The sequence below is a fragment of the Micromonospora sp. ANENR4 genome, from assembly GCF_015354395.1.
In the GTDB taxonomy this organism is placed as follows: domain Bacteria; phylum Actinomycetota; class Actinomycetes; order Mycobacteriales; family Micromonosporaceae; genus Micromonospora; species Micromonospora aurantiaca.
Window position 1 is genome coordinate 445,732 of sequence record NZ_JADKYQ010000003.1, and the last position, 16,772, is coordinate 462,503.

At 73.6% G+C, this 16,772-nt stretch carries 16 protein-coding genes; 13 read left to right on the forward strand and 3 right to left on the reverse strand.

The window, feature by feature from the left end; all coding sequences use genetic code 11:
* Positions 1–34: 34 nt before the first annotated feature.
* The 9 genes from infB (at position 35) to IRY44_RS08040 (ending at position 9,361) form a co-directional block, all read left to right on the forward strand.
* On the forward strand, positions 35–3,040 hold the full coding sequence (gene infB / locus IRY44_RS08000; protein ID WP_069089329.1) for a translation initiation factor IF-2: 3,006 nt from the start codon (positions 35–37) through the stop codon (positions 3,038–3,040).
* 82 nt (positions 3,041–3,122) lie between these two features.
* On the forward strand, positions 3,123–4,166 hold the full coding sequence (locus IRY44_RS08005; protein WP_194799787.1) for an SAM-dependent methyltransferase: 1,044 nt from the start codon (positions 3,123–3,125) through the stop codon (positions 4,164–4,166).
* Between the two features lie 41 nt (positions 4,167–4,207).
* Entirely contained in the window at positions 4,208–4,501 is a 294-nt protein-coding gene (locus tag IRY44_RS08010) for a DUF503 domain-containing protein (RefSeq protein ID WP_194799788.1), read from the forward strand.
* A 181-nt stretch (positions 4,502–4,682) separates the two neighbouring features.
* Positions 4,683–5,171: a 30S ribosome-binding factor RbfA gene (gene rbfA, locus IRY44_RS08015; protein WP_194799789.1), complete on the forward strand. Its 489-nt coding sequence runs from the start codon at positions 4,683–4,685 to the stop codon at positions 5,169–5,171.
* Complete coding sequence (locus IRY44_RS08020; protein ID WP_194799790.1) at positions 5,168–6,181, forward strand: bifunctional oligoribonuclease/PAP phosphatase NrnA; 1,014 nt, start codon at positions 5,168–5,170, stop codon at positions 6,179–6,181. Before rbfA ends, IRY44_RS08020 begins: the two co-directional genes overlap by 4 nt.
* Before the next feature lie 135 nt (positions 6,182–6,316).
* Positions 6,317–6,724 carry a hypothetical protein gene (locus IRY44_RS08025; protein ID WP_194799791.1) on the forward strand — a complete coding sequence of 136 codons (408 nt, stop codon included), beginning with the start codon at positions 6,317–6,319 and terminating at the stop codon, positions 6,722–6,724.
* On the forward strand, positions 6,724–6,933 hold the full coding sequence (locus tag IRY44_RS08030; protein ID WP_175438725.1) for a DUF6186 family protein: 210 nt from the start codon (positions 6,724–6,726) through the stop codon (positions 6,931–6,933). Before IRY44_RS08025 ends, IRY44_RS08030 begins: the two co-directional genes overlap by 1 nt.
* 551 nt (positions 6,934–7,484) lie before the next feature.
* Entirely contained in the window at positions 7,485–7,994 is a 510-nt protein-coding gene (locus tag IRY44_RS08035; RefSeq protein WP_269696310.1) for an adenylate kinase, read from the forward strand.
* A gap of 47 nt (positions 7,995–8,041) precedes the next feature.
* On the forward strand, positions 8,042–9,361 hold the full coding sequence (locus IRY44_RS08040) for an MATE family efflux transporter (protein WP_194799792.1): 1,320 nt from the start codon (positions 8,042–8,044) through the stop codon (positions 9,359–9,361).
* A gap of 6 nt (positions 9,362–9,367) precedes the next feature.
* On the opposite strand, the gene IRY44_RS08045 is transcribed toward IRY44_RS08040, so the two are convergent.
* The 3 genes from IRY44_RS08045 to IRY44_RS08055 form a co-directional block, all read right to left on the reverse strand.
* Positions 9,368–10,309 carry a hypothetical protein gene (locus IRY44_RS08045; RefSeq protein ID WP_194799793.1) on the reverse strand — a complete coding sequence of 314 codons (942 nt, stop codon included), beginning with the start codon at positions 10,307–10,309 and terminating at the stop codon, positions 9,368–9,370.
* 84 nt (positions 10,310–10,393) lie between these two features.
* Complete coding sequence (locus IRY44_RS08050; RefSeq protein ID WP_194799794.1) at positions 10,394–10,693, reverse strand: hypothetical protein; 300 nt, start codon at positions 10,691–10,693, stop codon at positions 10,394–10,396.
* A 43-nt stretch (positions 10,694–10,736) separates the two neighbouring features.
* The gene (locus tag IRY44_RS08055; RefSeq protein WP_194799795.1) at positions 10,737–11,732 is read right to left on the reverse strand and encodes a hypothetical protein; all 996 of its coding nucleotides are present in this window, start codon (positions 11,730–11,732) and stop codon (positions 10,737–10,739) included.
* Between the two features lie 108 nt (positions 11,733–11,840).
* On the opposite strand from IRY44_RS08055, the gene truB reads away from it, so the two are divergent.
* The 4 genes from truB to IRY44_RS08075 all read left to right on the forward strand — a co-directional run bounded on the left by truB (position 11,841) and on the right by IRY44_RS08075 (position 16,702).
* Positions 11,841–12,725 carry a tRNA pseudouridine(55) synthase TruB gene (truB, locus tag IRY44_RS08060; protein WP_194799796.1) on the forward strand — a complete coding sequence of 295 codons (885 nt, stop codon included), beginning with the start codon at positions 11,841–11,843 and terminating at the stop codon, positions 12,723–12,725.
* Positions 12,726–12,757: 32 nt separating this feature from the next.
* Positions 12,758–13,684, forward strand: a complete 927-nt coding sequence (locus tag IRY44_RS08065; protein ID WP_013284677.1) for a bifunctional riboflavin kinase/FAD synthetase — start codon at positions 12,758–12,760, stop codon at positions 13,682–13,684.
* Between the two features lie 182 nt (positions 13,685–13,866).
* Positions 13,867–14,136 (forward strand): 30S ribosomal protein S15, encoded by a 270-nt coding sequence (gene rpsO, locus IRY44_RS08070; protein ID WP_013284678.1) that lies wholly within the window; start codon positions 13,867–13,869, stop codon positions 14,134–14,136.
* Positions 14,137–14,356: 220 nt separating this feature from the next.
* Positions 14,357–16,702, forward strand: a complete 2,346-nt coding sequence (locus tag IRY44_RS08075; protein ID WP_194799797.1) for a polyribonucleotide nucleotidyltransferase — start codon at positions 14,357–14,359, stop codon at positions 16,700–16,702.
* The last annotated feature ends 70 nt before the right edge of the window (positions 16,703–16,772 follow it).

Below are 16,772 nucleotides of genomic sequence, written 5' to 3' on the forward strand. Positions count from 1 at the left end.
GTGCTGCCCGCACGACCTCGGAGTGAGGAGTGCAGTGGCAGGAAAGGCCCGCGTACACGAGCTCGCCAAGGAGCTCGGGGTCGAAAGCAAGACCGTTCTCGCCAAGCTCAAGGAAATGGGCGAGTTCGTGAAGTCCGCGTCCAGCACCGTCGAGGCGCCTGTCGCCCGGCGGCTGCGTAGCGCGTTCGTCGCCGGTTCGTCGGCGCCAGCCGGCCCGCCGGCTGCCGCGCCCAGTGGCCCGGCACCGACCCCGACGCCCACCCCGACCCCGGGTGCCCCCCGGGTCTCGGCCAAGCCGATGCCGCCCCGGCGTCCGGCCGCGCCGACCCCTGGACCGAAGCCCAAGGGCCCGGTCCCCGGCCCGCCGCAGCCGGCGACTCCGGTCGCCAAGCCGGCGAGCGCGCACGACATCGAAGTGGCGGCCGCCGAGGCGCGTGCCGCCGCGCTCAAGGCTGAGCAGGAGGCCGCGGTCAAGGCCGCCCAGGCCGCCCGCCAGCAGCAGCGCGAGACCGTACGCCGGGAGCCCCCGGCCGAGGGCGGTCCGCGTCCCGGTCCGCGTCCCGGCCCGAACGCCATGCCGCCGCGTCCGGGCTCCCCGGCCGCCGGTCGTCCCGGCGGTCCGGGCCAGGGTCAGGGCCCCGGTGCCCGGCCCGGCGGTCGTCCGCCGGCGCGCGGCGCCGGTAACAACCCGTTCGGCATCCAGGGCGGCCAGCAGCAGCGGCCCCCGGCCGCCGGTGCGGGCGGTCCCCGTCCCAGCCCGGCCGGCATGCCGCCGCGGCCCAGCCCGGCGTCGATGCCGCCGCGGCCGAGCCCGGCCTCGATGCCGAGCCAGCGTCCGACCACCGGCCGTCCCGGCGGCCCCGGTGGCGGTCGTGGCGGACCCGGCGGTGGCGCCGGTCGTCCCGGTGGCGGTGGCGGTGGCTACCGCGGTGGACCCGGTGGTGGCGGCGGTGGCGGTGGCTACCGTGGCGGTCCCGGTGGTGGCGGCGGTGGCGGTGGCTACCGTGGCGGTCCCGGTGGTGGCGGCGGTGCTCCCGGCGGTGGTTTCCGTCCGGGTGGTCCCGTCGGCGGCGGTGGCCGTCCCGGCGGCGGCGGCCGTGGTCGTGGCGGTGGCGCGGCGGGTGCCTTCGGGCGTCCCGGCGGCCGGCCGACCCGCGGTCGCAAGTCCAAGAAGCAGCGCAGACAGGAGTTCGACAACCTGTCGGCCCCGACCATGTCCTCGGGCGCGCCCCGCGGTCAGGGTCAGGTCGTCCGGTTGTCCCGTGGCGCCTCGCTGTCGGACTTCGCCGACAAGATCAACGCCAACCCGGGTTCGCTGGTCCAGGAGATGTTCAACCTGGGCGAGATGGTGACGGCGACCCAGTCGTGCTCCGACGAGACCCTGCAGCTGCTGGGTGAGCACCTCGGCTTCGACGTGCAGATCGTCAGCCCGGAGGACGAGGACCGCGAGCTGCTCGCGCAGTTCAACATCGACCTCGACGCCGAGGTCGCGGCGGACCGCCTGGTCAGCCGTGCGCCGGTCGTGACCGTCATGGGTCACGTCGACCACGGTAAGACCAAGCTGCTCGACGCGATCCGTAAGGCGAACGTGGTGGCCGGCGAGGCGGGTGGCATCACCCAGCACATCGGCGCCTACCAGGTCCACGTCCCGCACGAGGGCGAGGACCGCGCGGTGACGTTCATCGACACCCCGGGTCACGAGGCGTTCACCGCCATGCGTGCCCGTGGTGCCCAGGTCACGGACATCGTGATCCTGGTGGTCGCGGCCGACGACGGCGTCATGCCGCAGACCATCGAGGCGCTCAACCACGCCAAGGCGGCGGACGTGCCGATCGTGGTCGCGGTCAACAAGGTCGACAAGCCCGAGGCGAACCCGGACAAGGTCCGCCAGCAGCTGACCGAGTACGGCCTGGTCGCCGAGGAGTACGGCGGCGACACCATGTTCGTCAACGTGGCGGCCAAGCCCGGTATCGGCATCGAGGAACTGCTCGAGGCCGTGCTGCTGACCGCCGACGCGTCGCTGGAGCTGACCGCTCCGATCGACGGGCCGGCGCAGGGTGTCGCGATCGAGGCGCACCTGGACAAGGGCCGTGGCGCGGTGGCGACCGTGCTGGTGCAGAAGGGCACCCTGCGTGCCGGTGACTCGATCGTCGCCGGTGGGGCGCACGGCCGGGTCCGGGCCATGCTGGACGAGAACGGCAAGCCGGTCGACGAGGCCGGTCCGGCCCGTCCGGTCATGGTGCTGGGTCTGACCACGGTGCCGGGTGCGGGTGACACCTTCCTGGCCGCCGAGGACGACCGCACCGTGCGGCAGATCGCCGAGCAGCGGCAGGCACGGCGGCGGGCGGCGTCGTTCGCCAACTCCCGTGGCCGGGCCACTCTCGAGACGCTCATGGAGCAGCTCAAGGAGGGCGAGAAGACCTCGCTCAACCTGGTGCTCAAGGGCGATGTCTCCGGTTCCGTGGAGGCGCTCGAGGACGCGCTGTTCAACCTCGACATCCCGGAGGAGGTCCAGCTTCGGATCATCCACCGGGGCGTGGGCGCGATCACCGAGAGCGACGTCATGCTCGCGAGCGCCTCGTCCGAGGCGGTCACGATCATCGGCTTCAACGTGCGGGCCTCGAACAAGGTCCGCGAGATGGCCGACCGCGAGGGCGTGGAGATCCGGTACTACACCGTCATCTACCAGGCCATCGAGGAGATCGACGCCGCGCTCAAGGGTCTGCTCAAGCCGGAGTACGAGGAGGTCGAGCTGGGCACCGCGGAGATCCGCGACGTCTTCCGCTCGTCCAAGATCGGCAACATCTCCGGCTGTATCGTCCGGTCCGGCCTCATCCGCCGCAACGCCAAGGCGCGGCTGCTGCGGGACGGCGCGGTCGTGGCGGACAACCTCACGATCAGCTCCTTGAAGCGGTTCAAGGACGACGCGACCGAGGTCCGCGAGGGCTTCGAGTGTGGTCTGACGCTGGGCGGTTACAACAACGTCCAGGTCGGCGACGTCATCGAGACGTTCGAGATGCGCGAGAAGCCGCGCGCCTGACGACCACGCGTACGACCGGCCGGCGGCCGGGGCCTTCGGGCCCCGGCCGTCGCCGTTTCCCCAGGCTGCGACAATTTCCGGCGTGATCCGGTACGCACTGCTCCTCGCCCCCTCCGCCAACCGCGTCTACGCCGACGCGGCGGCCCGGCTGGCCCGCGCCGAACTGGCCGTGTTCGCCGGATCGGGCGTGCTGGACGCCGTACCGGCCGACGCGGAGGTGACGCGGATCGGCGGGGTGGAGTACCTGACGTTCACCGCCCCCGAGCCCGGGCTCGGCGAGCGGGACCTGGCCCACCTGGCGAACCTGTCGGCCGCGTACGCGCTGTTCGAGCGCGTCGGCGACGACCTGCTGCGGCCGGTGCCGCTGCGCCCGCTGGCCCGGTACGACTCCGACCTGATCACCATCCCCAAGTACGCCGGCAAGACCAACGAGCAGTTCACCCGGCTGCTGCTCAACGTCACGGTGCTCGCCTCCGCCTCCGCGCCGCGGATGCTGGACGGGCCGGTGGTGGTGCTGGACCCGCTCTGCGGCCGGGGCACCACGCTCAACCAGGCGCTGATGTACGGCTACGACGGCATCGGCATCGAGCGTGACAGTCAGGACGTGGAGGCGTACGCGGCGTTCCTGCGTACCTGGCTGCGCCGCAAGCGGCTCAAGCACACCACCGAGTCGACGTCGGTGCGCCGGGACCGCAAGCTGGTCGCCCGCCGCTTCGAGGCCGTCGTCGCACCGTCGCGGGACGAGCACCGGGCCGGGGCCACCCAGCGGGTCACCGTGCTGAACACCGACACCACCCGGGCCCGGGAGGCGTTGCGCGCCCGCTGCGCGGACGTGATCGTCACCGACGCGCCGTACGGGGTGGCGCACGGCAGCCGTACCGGCCAGGGGTTGTCCCGCAGCCCGCTGGAGCTGCTCACCGCGGCCGTGCCGGTGTGGCGGGAGCTGCTGCGCCCCGGCGGCGCGATCGGGCTGTCCTGGAACACCCACGTGGCGCCGCGGGCGCAGGCGGAGGCGGTGCTGGCCGCCGCCGGGCTGCGGGTGCTCGACGGCCCCGGCTTCGGTGACTTCGCCCACCGGGTCGACCAGGCGATCGAGCGGGACGTGCTGGTGGCCGTCGCGCCTTAATCGCGTGCCGGGCCGGGCCGCCCGGCGTACCGTTGCTCGCCGTGTATACCGGAACCGCACTGTTCGACCTGTTGCTCCCGGGTGACTCCCGGTCCCTGAAGGCCAAGCGGTCCTACGTCCGGCCGATCGTCGCCGCGCTGCGCAAGTTCGAGGTCTCCGCCGCCGAGGTGGGGGCGCTGGACCTGCACGGCCGGGCCGAGATCGGGGTGGCGGTGGTGGCCGCCGAGCCGGCCCACGTCCGCGAGGTGCTCGACTCCTGTGAGCGGCTGGTCGCCGCCCGCCCGGAGACCGAGCTGCTGTCGGTGCGCCGTCGCCTGTACGGCGCGGACGACTGACGGCGCGTCGCGCCGCACTCCGGCCGTGCCGCGCGACGGCCGGCGGCGCGCGGGTAATGTTCTTCAGCGTTGGGCGGTCGGACCCGGCGGCGCCCACGCGCCCGCCGTCTCCGGCCGGCGGCCCGGGTCACATGATGATCCGGCGTCGTCATGGGTACAGGTGATCCCGGAGGTGGGGGACATGACGGATCAGGCAAAGGTTCGCCGGCACGCGGAGCGCATCCGGGAACTCGTCGCGTCGGTGGTGCGCAGCCAGATCAAGGACCCCCGGCTCGGCATGATCACGATCACCGACGCCCGGATCACCGCCGACCTGCGCGACGCCACCGTCTTCTACACGGTGCTCGGCGACGCGGCGGCCCAGGCGAGCACCGCCGCCGCGCTGGAGAGCGCCAAGGGCATGCTGCGCAGCACCGTCGGCAAGGCACTCGGGCTGCGGCACTCGCCGACGCTGACCTTCGTCCTGGACGACGTGCAGGACCAGGTCAAGCACATCGACGACCTGCTGGCCGCGGCGCGTACCGCCGACGCCGAGGTGCAGCGGCTGGCCGCCAAGTCCGCGTACGCGGGCGACGCCCAGCCGTACCGGGTCGAGGACGACGAGGACGCCGACGACGCCTCGGCGGAGGACGAGGACGACGACGAGCCGCGCGCCGGCGAGCGCCGGTGACCGAGGCGGCCGGGCCCACCGAGACCGCGTGGGCGGCCGCCGTCGCGGCGGTACGCGACCTCCCCGCCGACGCGCGGGTGCTGCTGATCTGCCACGTGAACCCGGACGGGGACGCGCTGGGCAGCATGCTCGGCTTCGGGCTGGGCCTGCGCCGGCTCGGTGTCCGCGATCTCCAGGCCACCTTCCCCGGCCCGCCGGAGGTGCCCGAGCCGTTCCGGTGGATGCCCGGCATGGACCTGCTGGTGCCGCAGGACGACGCGTACCCGGCTCCGGACCTGGTTATCTGCTTCGACGCGGCGAGCGAGTCCCGGCTGGGCGAGCTGGCCGACCGGCTGGACACGGCGGGCGTCTCGCTGGTGCTCGACCACCACGCCTCGAACAGCGGCTTCGGCCGGATCAGCCTGGTCGACCCGCACGCCGCCGCCACCTCGGTGGTCGCGCTGGAGCTGCTGGACCGGCTCGGCATCACGCTGGACGCGGAGATCGCGACCGGGCTGTACGTCGCGCTCACCACCGACACCGGCTCGTTCCGGTTCGAGGCGACCACCCCTGCGGTGCACGAGACGGCGGCGCGCCTGATCGCGACCGGCATCCGGCCCGGCGACATCTCCCGGCGGATCTTCGACACCCGCCCGTTCGGCGCCGTCCGCCTCTTCGGCGAGGTGCTGGGCCGGGCCGCGCTGGAACCGGCGGCCGCCGCCGGGCACGGGCTCGTCTGGACGTACGCCACCCGCGAGGACCTGGTCCGCCACGACCAGCCCGCGTACGTGCTGGAGGCGCTGATCGACTCGGTGCGCTGCACCGCCGAGGCGGACGTGAGCTGCGTAATCAAGCAGGCCGGCGAGGCCGAGTGGGCGGTGTCGCTGCGCAGCAAGGGCGCGGTGGACGTGAGCCGGGTGGCGGTGACGCTCGGCGGCGGCGGGCACCGGTTCGCGGCCGGCTTCACCGGGCGGGGATCGCTCGACGAGGTGGTCGGCCGGATCCGTGCCGAACTCGCTGCCGCCCCTTAAGGGCGGATTGTCCCTTAATCTCCGTGGTGCCGAGGCGTGTCGGCACACCGAGATGTGAGCTGATCGGCGGCTTTTCCGGGGATTACGAGGCGTGCCAGCCTTTCCGCCGTGCGTGACGCTGGGGACAATCGGGTGATGGATCATCCCCGTGAGCTCACCGTCGAGGCGCCCCGGGCCTGGGACCGGCCAGTCGTATCCGTGCCGGTGCTGATCTGCCTGTCCCTGGTCGGCGGCCAGCTGCCGTCCTTCTCGACCGCGGCGAATCTCTACATCCTCACCACCGGCGGCGGGTTGATCTGGGTCGGGCTGAGCAACCGGGTGCCTCGGCGACCGGCACCGCGCCGGCTGCCGTCGGTCGCGCTCTGGTGGCTGGTCCCGGTGACCGTCTTCGGGGTCTTCGAGGGGGCGACGTTCGTGATGGCGGCGGGCGACGACTTCCCCACCTTCTCCCGGCTGGCCGATCCGCTGCTGGAGGACAATCTGGCCCGGTCGGCGGCCTGGTTCGCGTGGCTGTCCGCGTTCTGGGGACTGGTGCGCCGATGATGCGGGCACTGGCGATCGGCGGGTTCGGAGTCTCGATCGTGCTGTTCGCCGTGGTCGAGTGGGCCGCGCGCCGGGAGGGGTCGCGGATCCCGTCGCTGGCCGACGTCTGCGCGTTCGTGATGCGGTACGAGGTGGGCCCGGTGCCGGTCGGCCGGATCGGGCTGTTCGGTTTCTGGTGGTGGCTGGGCTGGCACTTCCTGGCGCGCTGACAGCGGCCGGCCGAGCGGGACGATGACGTTGATCTTTCCGCATTTCGGGAACTGTGGGCAGTATCCGGAAAGTGAACGTTAATTTGGGTGCGGGATCGGCGCTTCGCGGCGCTGGTCACGGGCGGTGGTGCCGCACCCGGCGCCGCCTCCCTCCAGGGTCGGACCGACCCCGGGCTCCCGCTGCCAGGCGAGCCGCTCCGGTGATCCCGGACCGCTGCCAGGCGCTCAGCCGCCGACGACTTCCGGTCGCGGCGCGATTCGCCGTCGCGCCGATCCGGAGCGCCGGGCGCCCGTAGGGCCGCCACGTCCCGGTGGTCCGCACCCTGGAAGGACCTCAGATGCCCAGCAAGCGCAAGCCGCAGACCGAGACCACCACCGACGAGGCGCGCGAGCAGATGCGCCGCGCGCTGCAGACCTCGATGGACACCCGTCAGTGACGGACGCCGTCCGGCGGTGACGCCGGCCGGGCCTGCGGTCCACACCCCGGCCCGACGCCGACGTCACCGCCGCTCGGGGCGCATCGCCGCCCCGCGCGCCGTTACCGTCGCCCGGTGAGACGCATCCTCGTGGTCGGCAGCTCCGGCGCCGGCAAGAGCACGCTCGCCGGTGAACTGGCCCGGCGACTCGACCTTCCCCTGATCCACCTTGACCGGCACTACTGGCGCCCCGGCTGGACCGCCTCCGCCCAGGCCGACTTCCGCGCCGAGGTAGCAGCGCTCGCCGCCCGCCCGGCCTGGGTGATGGACGGCAACTACGCGAGCACGCTCGACCTGCGGCTGCCCCGCGCCGACCTGCTGGTGCTCTGCGACACCTCCCGGCCGCGCTGCCTCGTCCGGATCGTCCGCCGCCGGTGGGCGCATCGCGCCGCGTCCCGCCCCGACCGGCCCGAGGGCTGCCCGGAGCGGCTCGATCTCGACTTCCTGCCCGACGTCTGGCGTTACCCCCGCGACTCCCGGCCCCGGGTGCTGGCCGCGCTGTCCGAGCACGCCCCCGGGCTGCCGGTGCGCCGTCTGCGCGGGCGCCGTGACACGGCCCGGTTCCTGGCCGACGTGAGTAAGTAGTCCGCCGCCTTGCGGACCTTACTGGGCGCGTGCCAGGATCGGCGGCGATGAGCACCACCGCCACCCCCGTCACCGCCTCACCGCGGCGGATCGCCGCGCTCGCGCTCCCAGCCCTCGTGGTGCTGGCCGCCGAGCCGCTCTACGTCCTCGTCGACACCGCTGTGGTCGGTCACCTGGGCCGGGTGCCGCTGGCCGCGCTCGCCGTCGGCGGCACCGTCATGACGCTCACCGCCTGGGTCGGCACCGTCGTCGCGTACGGCACCACCGGCCGCTCGGCCCGTCGGTTCGGAGCGGGGGACCGGGCCGCCGCGGTGGCCGAGGGCGTCCAGGCGTCCTGGCTCGCGCTGGCCACCGGAGTGCTGGTGGCGATCGCCATCGGCATCGGCGGCGGCGCGCTGGCGCGTACCCTCGTCGGCGGCCCCGGCGAGGTGGCCGACGCCGCCGCCGGATGGCTGCGGATCGCGGCCCTCGGCGCGCCCGGCCTGCTGCTCGCCGCCGCCGGCAACGGCTGGCTGCGCGGCATCCAGGACACCCGCCGCCCGCTGCTGTTCGTGCTCGGCCCGAACCTGCTCTCCGCGGTGCTCTGCCCGCTGCTGGTCTATCCGGCCGGGCTCGGCCTGGTCGGCTCGGCGGTGGCGAACGCGATCGCGCAGACGCTCTCCGGTGTCCTGTTCGCGGCGGCGCTCGTGCGCGAGCGGGTCTCGCTGCGCCCCCGGCCCCGGGTGATCGGTCAGCAGCTCGTGCTCAGCCGGGACCTGCTCGTGCGTGGTGTCGCGTTCCAGGCCAGCTTCCTGTCCGCCACCGCCGTCGCGGCCCGCTTCGGGGCTGCCGCGGTCGGCGCGCACCAGATCGCCCTGCAACTGTGGTTCTTCACCGTGCTGGTGCTCGACGCGCTGGCCATCGCCGCGCAGTCGCTGGTCGGCGCCGCGCTCGGCGGCGGCGACGCGGCGGCCGCGCGGTTCCTGGCCCGCCGCGTCGCGTTGCTCGGCGGGCTGTGCGGCGTGGCGTTCGCGGTGCTGATCGCCGCCGGCGCCGGCGTGGTGCCGTCGTGGTTCAGCTCCGATCCGCAGGTACGCGAGCAGGCCATGACCGCCTGGCCCTGGTTCGTCGCGCTCCAGCCGATCGGCGGCGTGGTGTTCGCGCTCGACGGGGTGCTGATCGGCGCGGGCGACGTGCGCTACCTGCGGAACCTCACCATCGTGTGCGCGTTCGGCGGGTTCCTGCCGGCGATCTGGCTGGCGTACGGGCTGGAGCTCGGGCTGGGCGGGATCTGGGCCGGGCTGATGCTGTTCGTGGTGCTGCGGCTGGCCGGCCTGCTGCTGCGGATGCGCTCGGGCGCGTGGGCGGTGGTCGGCGCGGTGCGCTGACGCCGCTCAGCAGGGCTGGAACGAACCGGGACCGCCCATCCACGGCTCGACCACGAAGAAGCCCGCACCCAGCCGCGCGCAGTCGACGTTGCTCGTGCTCGCCTGAGCCGAGACGAGCCAGAGGCCGCGCTTCGCCGCCGGCAGCCCGTCGGGGTGGGGGACCTCCCAGACGACCCGGTCGCGAATGGTGGCGATTCCGGCCCGGCCCGGCGTCGTCCGCGGCACGTCGAACGCGTACATCCAGACGTACTCGGTGGTGATCCGCAGGAGCGGCCGGCCGTCGTCGCCGGTGACGGCCCGGTAGCGCATCTCACCCCGGACCCGGATCTCGTCGGCGCGGTCCTGCGAGCCGATCCGGGTGGCGTAGTTGAGGAACGACGAGTCCTCGAAGTCGGTACGCATCTGCGCGCGCGAGGCAGGCGCCAGCAGCGCCAGGAACGGCTCCGTGTCGCCGAGGATCATGGACAGGTCGAGCCGGGCCTGGATCAGCGCGGCCCGGACCCGGCCGAGCGCCGTGGCCACCTGGCCGGCGGTGAACGGCGGTCGCGCCGTGGCCTGCGGCAGGACGATCCCGGCCTCGCCGATCGCGAAGTCCGCGCCGAGTGTTCCGGCGAAGAGGTCGCGCGGCTCGCCCACCCGGCTGAGCGGAACCGGAGACGGGCTGGCCGAGGCCGAGGCCGCGGCGGCGGTGCCGGACCGCACGCGATCGACGGTGACCCGGCCGATCACGGCCGTGCCGCCGATCAGCACCAGGGCGAGCACCACCACGAAGGCGACGTGGCGCTTGCCGCGCTGCCGGGACCAGACCATGCGGAAGCGTTCGGCGCGGGTCAGCGGGACGTGCGTGTCCGCGCCGGTCATCCAGCTCGGCAGCCGGATCTCCTCGCCCCGCGAGGCGACGGCGTAGGGATCCGGCTCGGGTGGGGTGGTCCCGTCTTCGGTACTCATGCGGCGTTCCAGAGGGGGTGCAGGGGCAGGGGGCGCATGATCATTGCACCCGGCCGCCGATCCGGCTGTCCCGTTCCGTGCCGGTCAGATCCGCCCCTGCCGGATCGCCCACGCGAGGTAGAGCGTGCCGACGACCAGCAGCGTCGCGGTCACCAGGACGAACACGAACGCCCCGATCGCGGCCATCGTGGGATGCCGCTCGCCGAACCGGGTCCGGCCCTGCCAGGCCCAGATCCGGCGGCGCGCCGCCGCCAGCGCCGGTACGCCGTCGACCAGGTCGGACAGGCGGCGGCCGAGGGTACGGCGGGGCGGCTCCGGATTGCGCATCCAGTCCGGCAGGTCGACCCGGGCACGGTGCGGTGGCGGGGGCGGGGCGTCGCTCATCGAAAGGCTCCTACCGTGGGGCGGCGTGGTGAGGCGGGGCGGGTCAGCAGGTGTCCGGCAGGTCGACTGTCTTGTCCGGGTCGAAGACGGCGTCCGGGTCCGGGTCGGCCGGCCCGCCGAACGACGGCTTGCCGAGCTTGAGCAAGCCCTTGTCGAACGCCGCGCAATCGATGTTGGAGGCGTACGAGTCGGCCTTGTCGATCCACAGCCCGGCCGAGCTGCGGTCCACGTCGTCCGGATGCGCGACGCTCCACACCACCGTGTCGTGGACCACCACGACGCCGTCGCCCGGCTCGGTGCTCGCGGTGGGGAACGCGTACGCCCAGACGAAGTTCGTCGTCACCTCCAGCAGCCGGATGCCCTGGGAGTCCTTCGTCGCGCGGTAGCTGATCCGCCCCTTGACCCGGGGCTGGTCGGCGGTGAGCTGGGCGCCGGGTGCCAGCCGCGTCGCGTAGGTGCCCGCCTCGCCGGTGGGGAAGTCGTCGCGCAGGTCGGCCCGCGCGTCCGGGGCGAACTGGCGGACCAGCCGCTCCGGGTTCTTCGCGGTGAAGAACGTGCGGTCCAGCCGGGCGGTCACCAGCGCCGTGCGTACCTTGGCCAGCGTGTCGGCCACCTGCTTCTCGCTGAACGCGCCGGTCTGCTTGGCCCGGGGCAGCGCGATCCCCGCCGTGCCCTCCGGGAAGGCGGCCGCCGGGGTGCCGTCGAACGGGCCGGCGGCCGGCGGCGGGGACGCCGACGAGGACGCCTGCTCACCGACCGGCAGGCTGACCGTGGGGTGTTCGGCGGCCGGTTCCCGCCAGCGCTGGAAACCCTGGTAGCCGAGGCCCCCGACGAGCCCGAAGAACGCGAGCAGCACCAGCACGACCACGCCGCCGAGCAGCTTGCCGGAGTGCCCGCCGAGCGCGATCCGCAGGCGGTCGCCGCGGCCCGGCTCGACCTCCGGCGCGGGCCGGCGCAGCCACTCGGGCACCCGTCCCAGCTCGTCCTCCGTCGGACGATCGGTGGCGTACGGATCGGAGGCGGAGCGGTGATCGGTCATCGGACTTCCCGGGCAGACGGGTCGGGGGCGCACGATCTTGACACCCCGCCGAAGCTGGGCGGTATCCCCCGCAGGGCCGATCACCGGCGTCTGGCAGGCTTGGCGGTCGTGAGCACAGACGGTCTGATCGTGGTCGACAAGCCCGGCGGCATGACGTCGCACGACGTGGTGGCCCGCATCCGGCGGCTGGCCCGTACCCGCCGCGTCGGTCACGGCGGCACGCTCGACCCGATGGCCACCGGCGTCCTCGTGATCGGTGTGGGCCGGGCGACCCGGCTGCTCACGTACGTGATCGGCGCCGGCAAGAGCTACGCCGCGACGATCCGGCTGGGGCAGGTCACCGTCACCGACGACGCCGAGGGCGAGGTGGTCGCGACCACACCGGCCGGTGCGGTCACCGACGACGGGGTACGCGCCGCGCTGGCCGCCCTCACCGGCGAGATCGACCAGGTGCCGAGCGCGGTGAGCGCCATCAAGATCGACGGTCAGCGGGCGTACAAGCGGGTCCGTGACGGCGAGGCGGTCGAGCTGCCCGCCCGCCGGGTCACCGTGTCGCGGCTGGACGTGCTGGCGATCCGCCGGGACGTCCCGGACGTGGTGGACGTGGACGTGGACGTGACCTGCTCGTCCGGGACGTACATCAGGGCGCTGGCCCGCGACGCGGGCGCGGCGCTCGGCGTCGGCGGCCACCTCACCGCGCTGCGCCGGACCGCTGTGGGCGGCTTCACGCTCGACGAGGCGGCCACGCTCGACCAGCTCGAGGAGCGCGCACCGGACGTGGTGAACCTGCCGCTGGACGCCGCCGCCGCGCGGTTCTTCCCGCGCCGGGACGCGACCGCCGACGAGACCCGGGTGCTCTCCCACGGCGGGCCGCTGGCGCCGGCCGGGATCACCGGGCCGTACGCCGTCTTCGACCCGGCGGGCGGGCTGATCGCTATCGTCAGCGAGCGGGACGGTCGGGCCCGCGCGGAGATCGTGCTGGCCCCGGCCTGAACGGCGCGCGGGCGGACAGGGGGAGGAACGGCATGCAGCGGTGGCGGGGGTACGAGGCGGCGCCCGGCGGCTGGGGACGCTCGGTGGTCACCATCGGCGTCTTCGACGGCGTGCACCGGGGGCACCAGGCCACCATCGGGCACGCCGTGGCACGCGCCCGGGAGCTGGGCGTCAAGTCGGTGGTGGTGACGTTCGACCCGCACCCGGCCGAGGTGGTGCGCCCCGGCTCGCACCCGGCCGTGCTCACCGAGCCGGCGCGCAAGGCCGAGCTGATCGAGGCGCTCGGCGTGGACGTGCTCTGCGTGGTGCCGTTCACCGTCGAGTTCTCCCGGCTGCCACCCGAGGCGTTCGTGCACGACGTCCTGGTGGCGCACCTGCACGCCGCGCTGGTGGTGGTCGGCGACAACTTCCGGTTCGGGCACCGGGCCGCCGGTGACGTGCCGCTGCTGGAGCGGCTGGGCCGTACCTTCGGGTTCGCCGTCGAGGGGGCGCCGCTGGTCGCCGAGGCGGGAACGGTCTTCTCCTCCACGTACATCAGGTCCTGCGTCGACGCGGGCGACGTGGGCGCGGCGGCGGCGGCGCTCGGCCGCCCGCACCGGGTCGAGGGCGTGGTGGTCCGCGGCGACCAGCGCGGACGTGAGCTGGGTTACCCCACCGCCAACCTGCTGACCCACAGGTACGCGGCGGTGCCCGCCGACGGCGTGTACGCGGCCCGCCTGGTGCGCCGCGACGGTGAACCGCTGGCCGCGGCGGTGTCGATCGGCACCAACCCGACGTTCTCCGGCCGGGAACGGCGGGTGGAGGCGTACGCGCTGGACTTCAGCGGCGACCTGTACGGCGAGCGGCTGGCCCTGGACTTCGTGGCGCACCTGCGTGAGCAGCGGACATACGACGCGATCGAACCGCTGGTGGCCCAGATCGCCGAGGACGTGGAACGCACCCGCCGGGCGGTGCTCTGACCGGCGCGGGGGCACCTTGACCGGCCGTCCGTCCCGAGGGCTGGTAGGCTGACGGAGACGTCGGCTGACCGACGGGGGCCTCGCGTGCCTGCACGACGCCGCGGGTGCGAGGAACCGGTCCGTTGCACCGGTCACCACGACCGCTCCGGACCTCATCGAATGACCCACGAAACAGGGAGAACATGGCGCTCGACCAGGAAGCCAAGGCCAAGATCCGCCAGGAGTACGCCACCGCCGAGGGCGACACCGGCTCGCCCGAGGTGCAGGTCGCGGTCCTGACCAAGCGGATCGCGGAGCTCACCGAGCACCTGAAGGTGCACAAGCACGACCACCACAGCCGCCGTGGGCTGCTGCTGCTGGTCGGCCGGCGCCGCCGGCTGCTGAACTACGTCCAGAAGAAGGACATCAACCGCTACCGGTCGCTCATCGAGCGGCTCGGCCTGCGCCGATGACCTGACGGGGGAGTGGCCGCCTGGCTGCTCCCCCGTTCCGGTACCACCGAAGAACCCGGCCGCGCGACACCCGAAGAGGGAGCCGGTCAGCACCGGTCTCCGGTAGTGGCCCCCGGGAATCCCGGCACGACGCCGGCCGTCCCGGGCGCTTCGATCGAAGACCGGCCGCCTGAGCAGTTCCCGTGTCGTCGGCCGACGACGCGAAGGAGCACCACAGCACATGACCGAGACCAACCTCGGCACCGAATCCCGCACCGCGGTGATCGACAACGGGGCCTTCGGCACCCGTGAGATCACCTTCTCCACCGGCCGTCTGGCCCGCCAGGCCGCCGGCTCCGTCGTCGCCCAGCTCGGCGAGACGGTCGTCCTCTCCGCGACCACTGCCGGCAAGCAGCCGCGCGAGTCGTTCGACTTCTTCCCGCTGACCGTGGACGTCGAGGAGCGGATGTACGCCGCGGGCCGCATCCCCGGCTCGTTCTTCCGCCGCGAGGGCCGGCCCAGCGAGGACGCCATCCTCACCTGCCGGCTGATCGACCGGCCGCTGCGCCCGTCGTTCGTCAAGGGCCTGCGCAACGAGGTCCAGGTCGTCGAGACCGTGCTGGCACTCGACCCGCAGCACCCGTACGACGTAGTGGCGATCAACGCCGCCTCGATGTCGACCAAGCTGTCCGGCCTGCCGTTCTCCGGCCCGATCGGCGCGACCCGGGTCGCGCACGTCGACGGCCAGTGGGTCGCCTTCCCGACCCTGGAGGAGCTCGAGCGGGCCACCTTCGACATGGTCGTGGCCGGCCGCACCCTGGCGGACGGCGAGGTCGCGATCATGATGGTCGAGGCCGAGGCCACCCCGAACGCCGTGACCCTGATCTCGGGCGGCGCGACCGCGCCGACCGAGGAGATCGTGGCCAGCGGCCTGGAGGCCGCCAAGCCGGCCATCCGCGAGCTGTGCCGGGCGCAGAGCGAGCTGGCCGAGGTGGCCGCCAAGCCGGTCGCCGAGTTCCCGATCTTCCTGGACTATCAGGACGACGCGTACGACGCGGTGGCCGAGGTGGCCCGCGCCGAGGTCGCCGAGGCGCTGAAGATCGCCGGCAAGGCCGACCGCGAGGAGGCCCTGGACCGGATCAAGGCCAAGGTCGCCGACGAGCTGACCGGCCGGTTCGAGGGCCGCGAGAAGGAGCTCTCCGCCGCGTTCCGGTCGCTGACCAAGTCCGAGGTCCGCAACCGGGTGCTGCGCGAGCAGGTCCGCATCGACGGCCGCGGCCCGCGTGACATCCGTCCGCTGACCGCCGAGGTCGGCGTGCTGCCGCGGGTGCACGGCTCGGCGCTGTTCGAGCGCGGCGAGACCCAGATCCTGGGCGTCACCACGCTGAACATGCTGCGCATGGAGCAGATGGTGGACACGCTGTCGCCGGAGAACCGCAAGCGCTACATGCACAACTACAACTTCCCGCCGTACTCGACCGGTGAGACCGGCCGGGTCGGCTCGCCGAAGCGGCGCGAGATCGGCCACGGTGCGCTCGCCGAGCGGGCGCTGATCCCGGTGCTGCCCTCGCGCGAGGAGTTCCCGTACGCCATCCGGCAGGTCTCCGAGGCGCTCGGCTCCAACGGCTCCACCTCGATGGGTTCGGTCTGCGCCTCGACGCTGGGCCTGCTCTCGGCCGGTGTGCCGCTGAAGGCGCCGGTCGCCGGCATCGCCATGGGCCTCATCTCCGACGAGGTCGACGGCAAGACCCAGTACGTGACGCTGACCGACATCCTCGGTGCCGAGGACGCGTTCGGCGACATGGACTTCAAGGTCGCCGGCACCCGTGACTTCGTCACCGCGCTCCAGCTCGACACCAAGCTGGACGGCATCCCGTCGGACGTGCTGGCCGCCGCGCTCCAGCAGGCGCACGAGGCCCGGCAGACCATCCTCGACGTGATGCAGCGGGCCATCGAGGCGCCGGCCGAGATGTCGGACTACGCCCCGCGGGTGACCACCGTCAAGATCCCGGTCGACAAGATCGGCATGGTGATCGGCCCGAAGGGCCAGACCATCAACGCGATCCAGGACGAGACCGGCGCCGAGATCTCCATCGAGGACGACGGCACGATCTACGTCGGCGCCACGAACGGCCCGTCCGCCCAGGCCGCAGTCGACCGGATCAACGGGATCGCCAACCCGACGCTGCCCAAGGCCGGCGAGCGGTTCCTCGGCACCGTGGTGAAGACCGCCGCGTTCGGCGCCTTCATCTCGCTGCTGCCGGGCCGCGACGGCCTGCTGCACATCTCCAAGGTGGGCGACGGCAAGCGGGTCGAGAAGGTCGAGGACTACCTCAACGTCGGCGACAAGGTCGAGGTGGAGATCGCGGACATCGACGCCCGCGGCAAGATCTACCTGGACAAGGTCCGCCCGGAGGGCGCCGAGGCGCCGGCCGCCGCCGAGGGTGGCGACCGTCCGTCCGGCCGGGACCGTGGCGGCGACCGCGGCCCGCGTGACCGGGGTGACCGGGGTGACCGGGAGCGTCGTTCCGAGGGTGGCGAGGGCGGCGGCGAGTCCCGTCCGCGTCGCCGGACCCGGCACAGCTGATCCACCGACCGGCCCGGGTGACGTCCGCGTCACCCGGGCCGGCCCACGGCTCCAGGTCGCCCGCGCGAGC

What these genes read in the sequence shown, in the direction of transcription:
- rbfA (WP_194799789.1), top strand. Translation starts at nt 4,683, where the DNA reads ATGACGGATCAGGCAAAGGTTCGCCGGCACGCGGAGCGCATCCGGGAA.
- rpsO (WP_013284678.1), top strand. Translation starts at nt 13,867, where the DNA reads ATGGCGCTCGACCAGGAAGCCAAGGCCAAGATCCGCCAGGAGTACGCC.
- IRY44_RS08075 (WP_194799797.1), top strand. Translation starts at nt 14,357, where the DNA reads ATGACCGAGACCAACCTCGGCACCGAATCCCGCACCGCGGTGATCGAC.
- IRY44_RS08055 (WP_194799795.1), bottom strand. Translation starts at nt 11,732, where the DNA reads ATGACCGATCACCGCTCCGCCTCCGATCCGTACGCCACCGATCGTCCG.
- IRY44_RS08065 (WP_013284677.1), top strand. Translation starts at nt 12,758, where the DNA reads ATGCAGCGGTGGCGGGGGTACGAGGCGGCGCCCGGCGGCTGGGGACGC.
- IRY44_RS08040 (WP_194799792.1), top strand. Translation starts at nt 8,042, where the DNA reads ATGAGCACCACCGCCACCCCCGTCACCGCCTCACCGCGGCGGATCGCC.
- IRY44_RS08050 (WP_194799794.1), bottom strand. Translation starts at nt 10,693, where the DNA reads ATGAGCGACGCCCCGCCCCCGCCACCGCACCGTGCCCGGGTCGACCTG.
- IRY44_RS08045 (WP_194799793.1), bottom strand. Translation starts at nt 10,309, where the DNA reads ATGAGTACCGAAGACGGGACCACCCCACCCGAGCCGGATCCCTACGCC.
- IRY44_RS08030 (WP_175438725.1), top strand. Translation starts at nt 6,724, where the DNA reads ATGCGGGCACTGGCGATCGGCGGGTTCGGAGTCTCGATCGTGCTGTTC.
- IRY44_RS08025 (WP_194799791.1), top strand. Translation starts at nt 6,317, where the DNA reads ATGGATCATCCCCGTGAGCTCACCGTCGAGGCGCCCCGGGCCTGGGAC.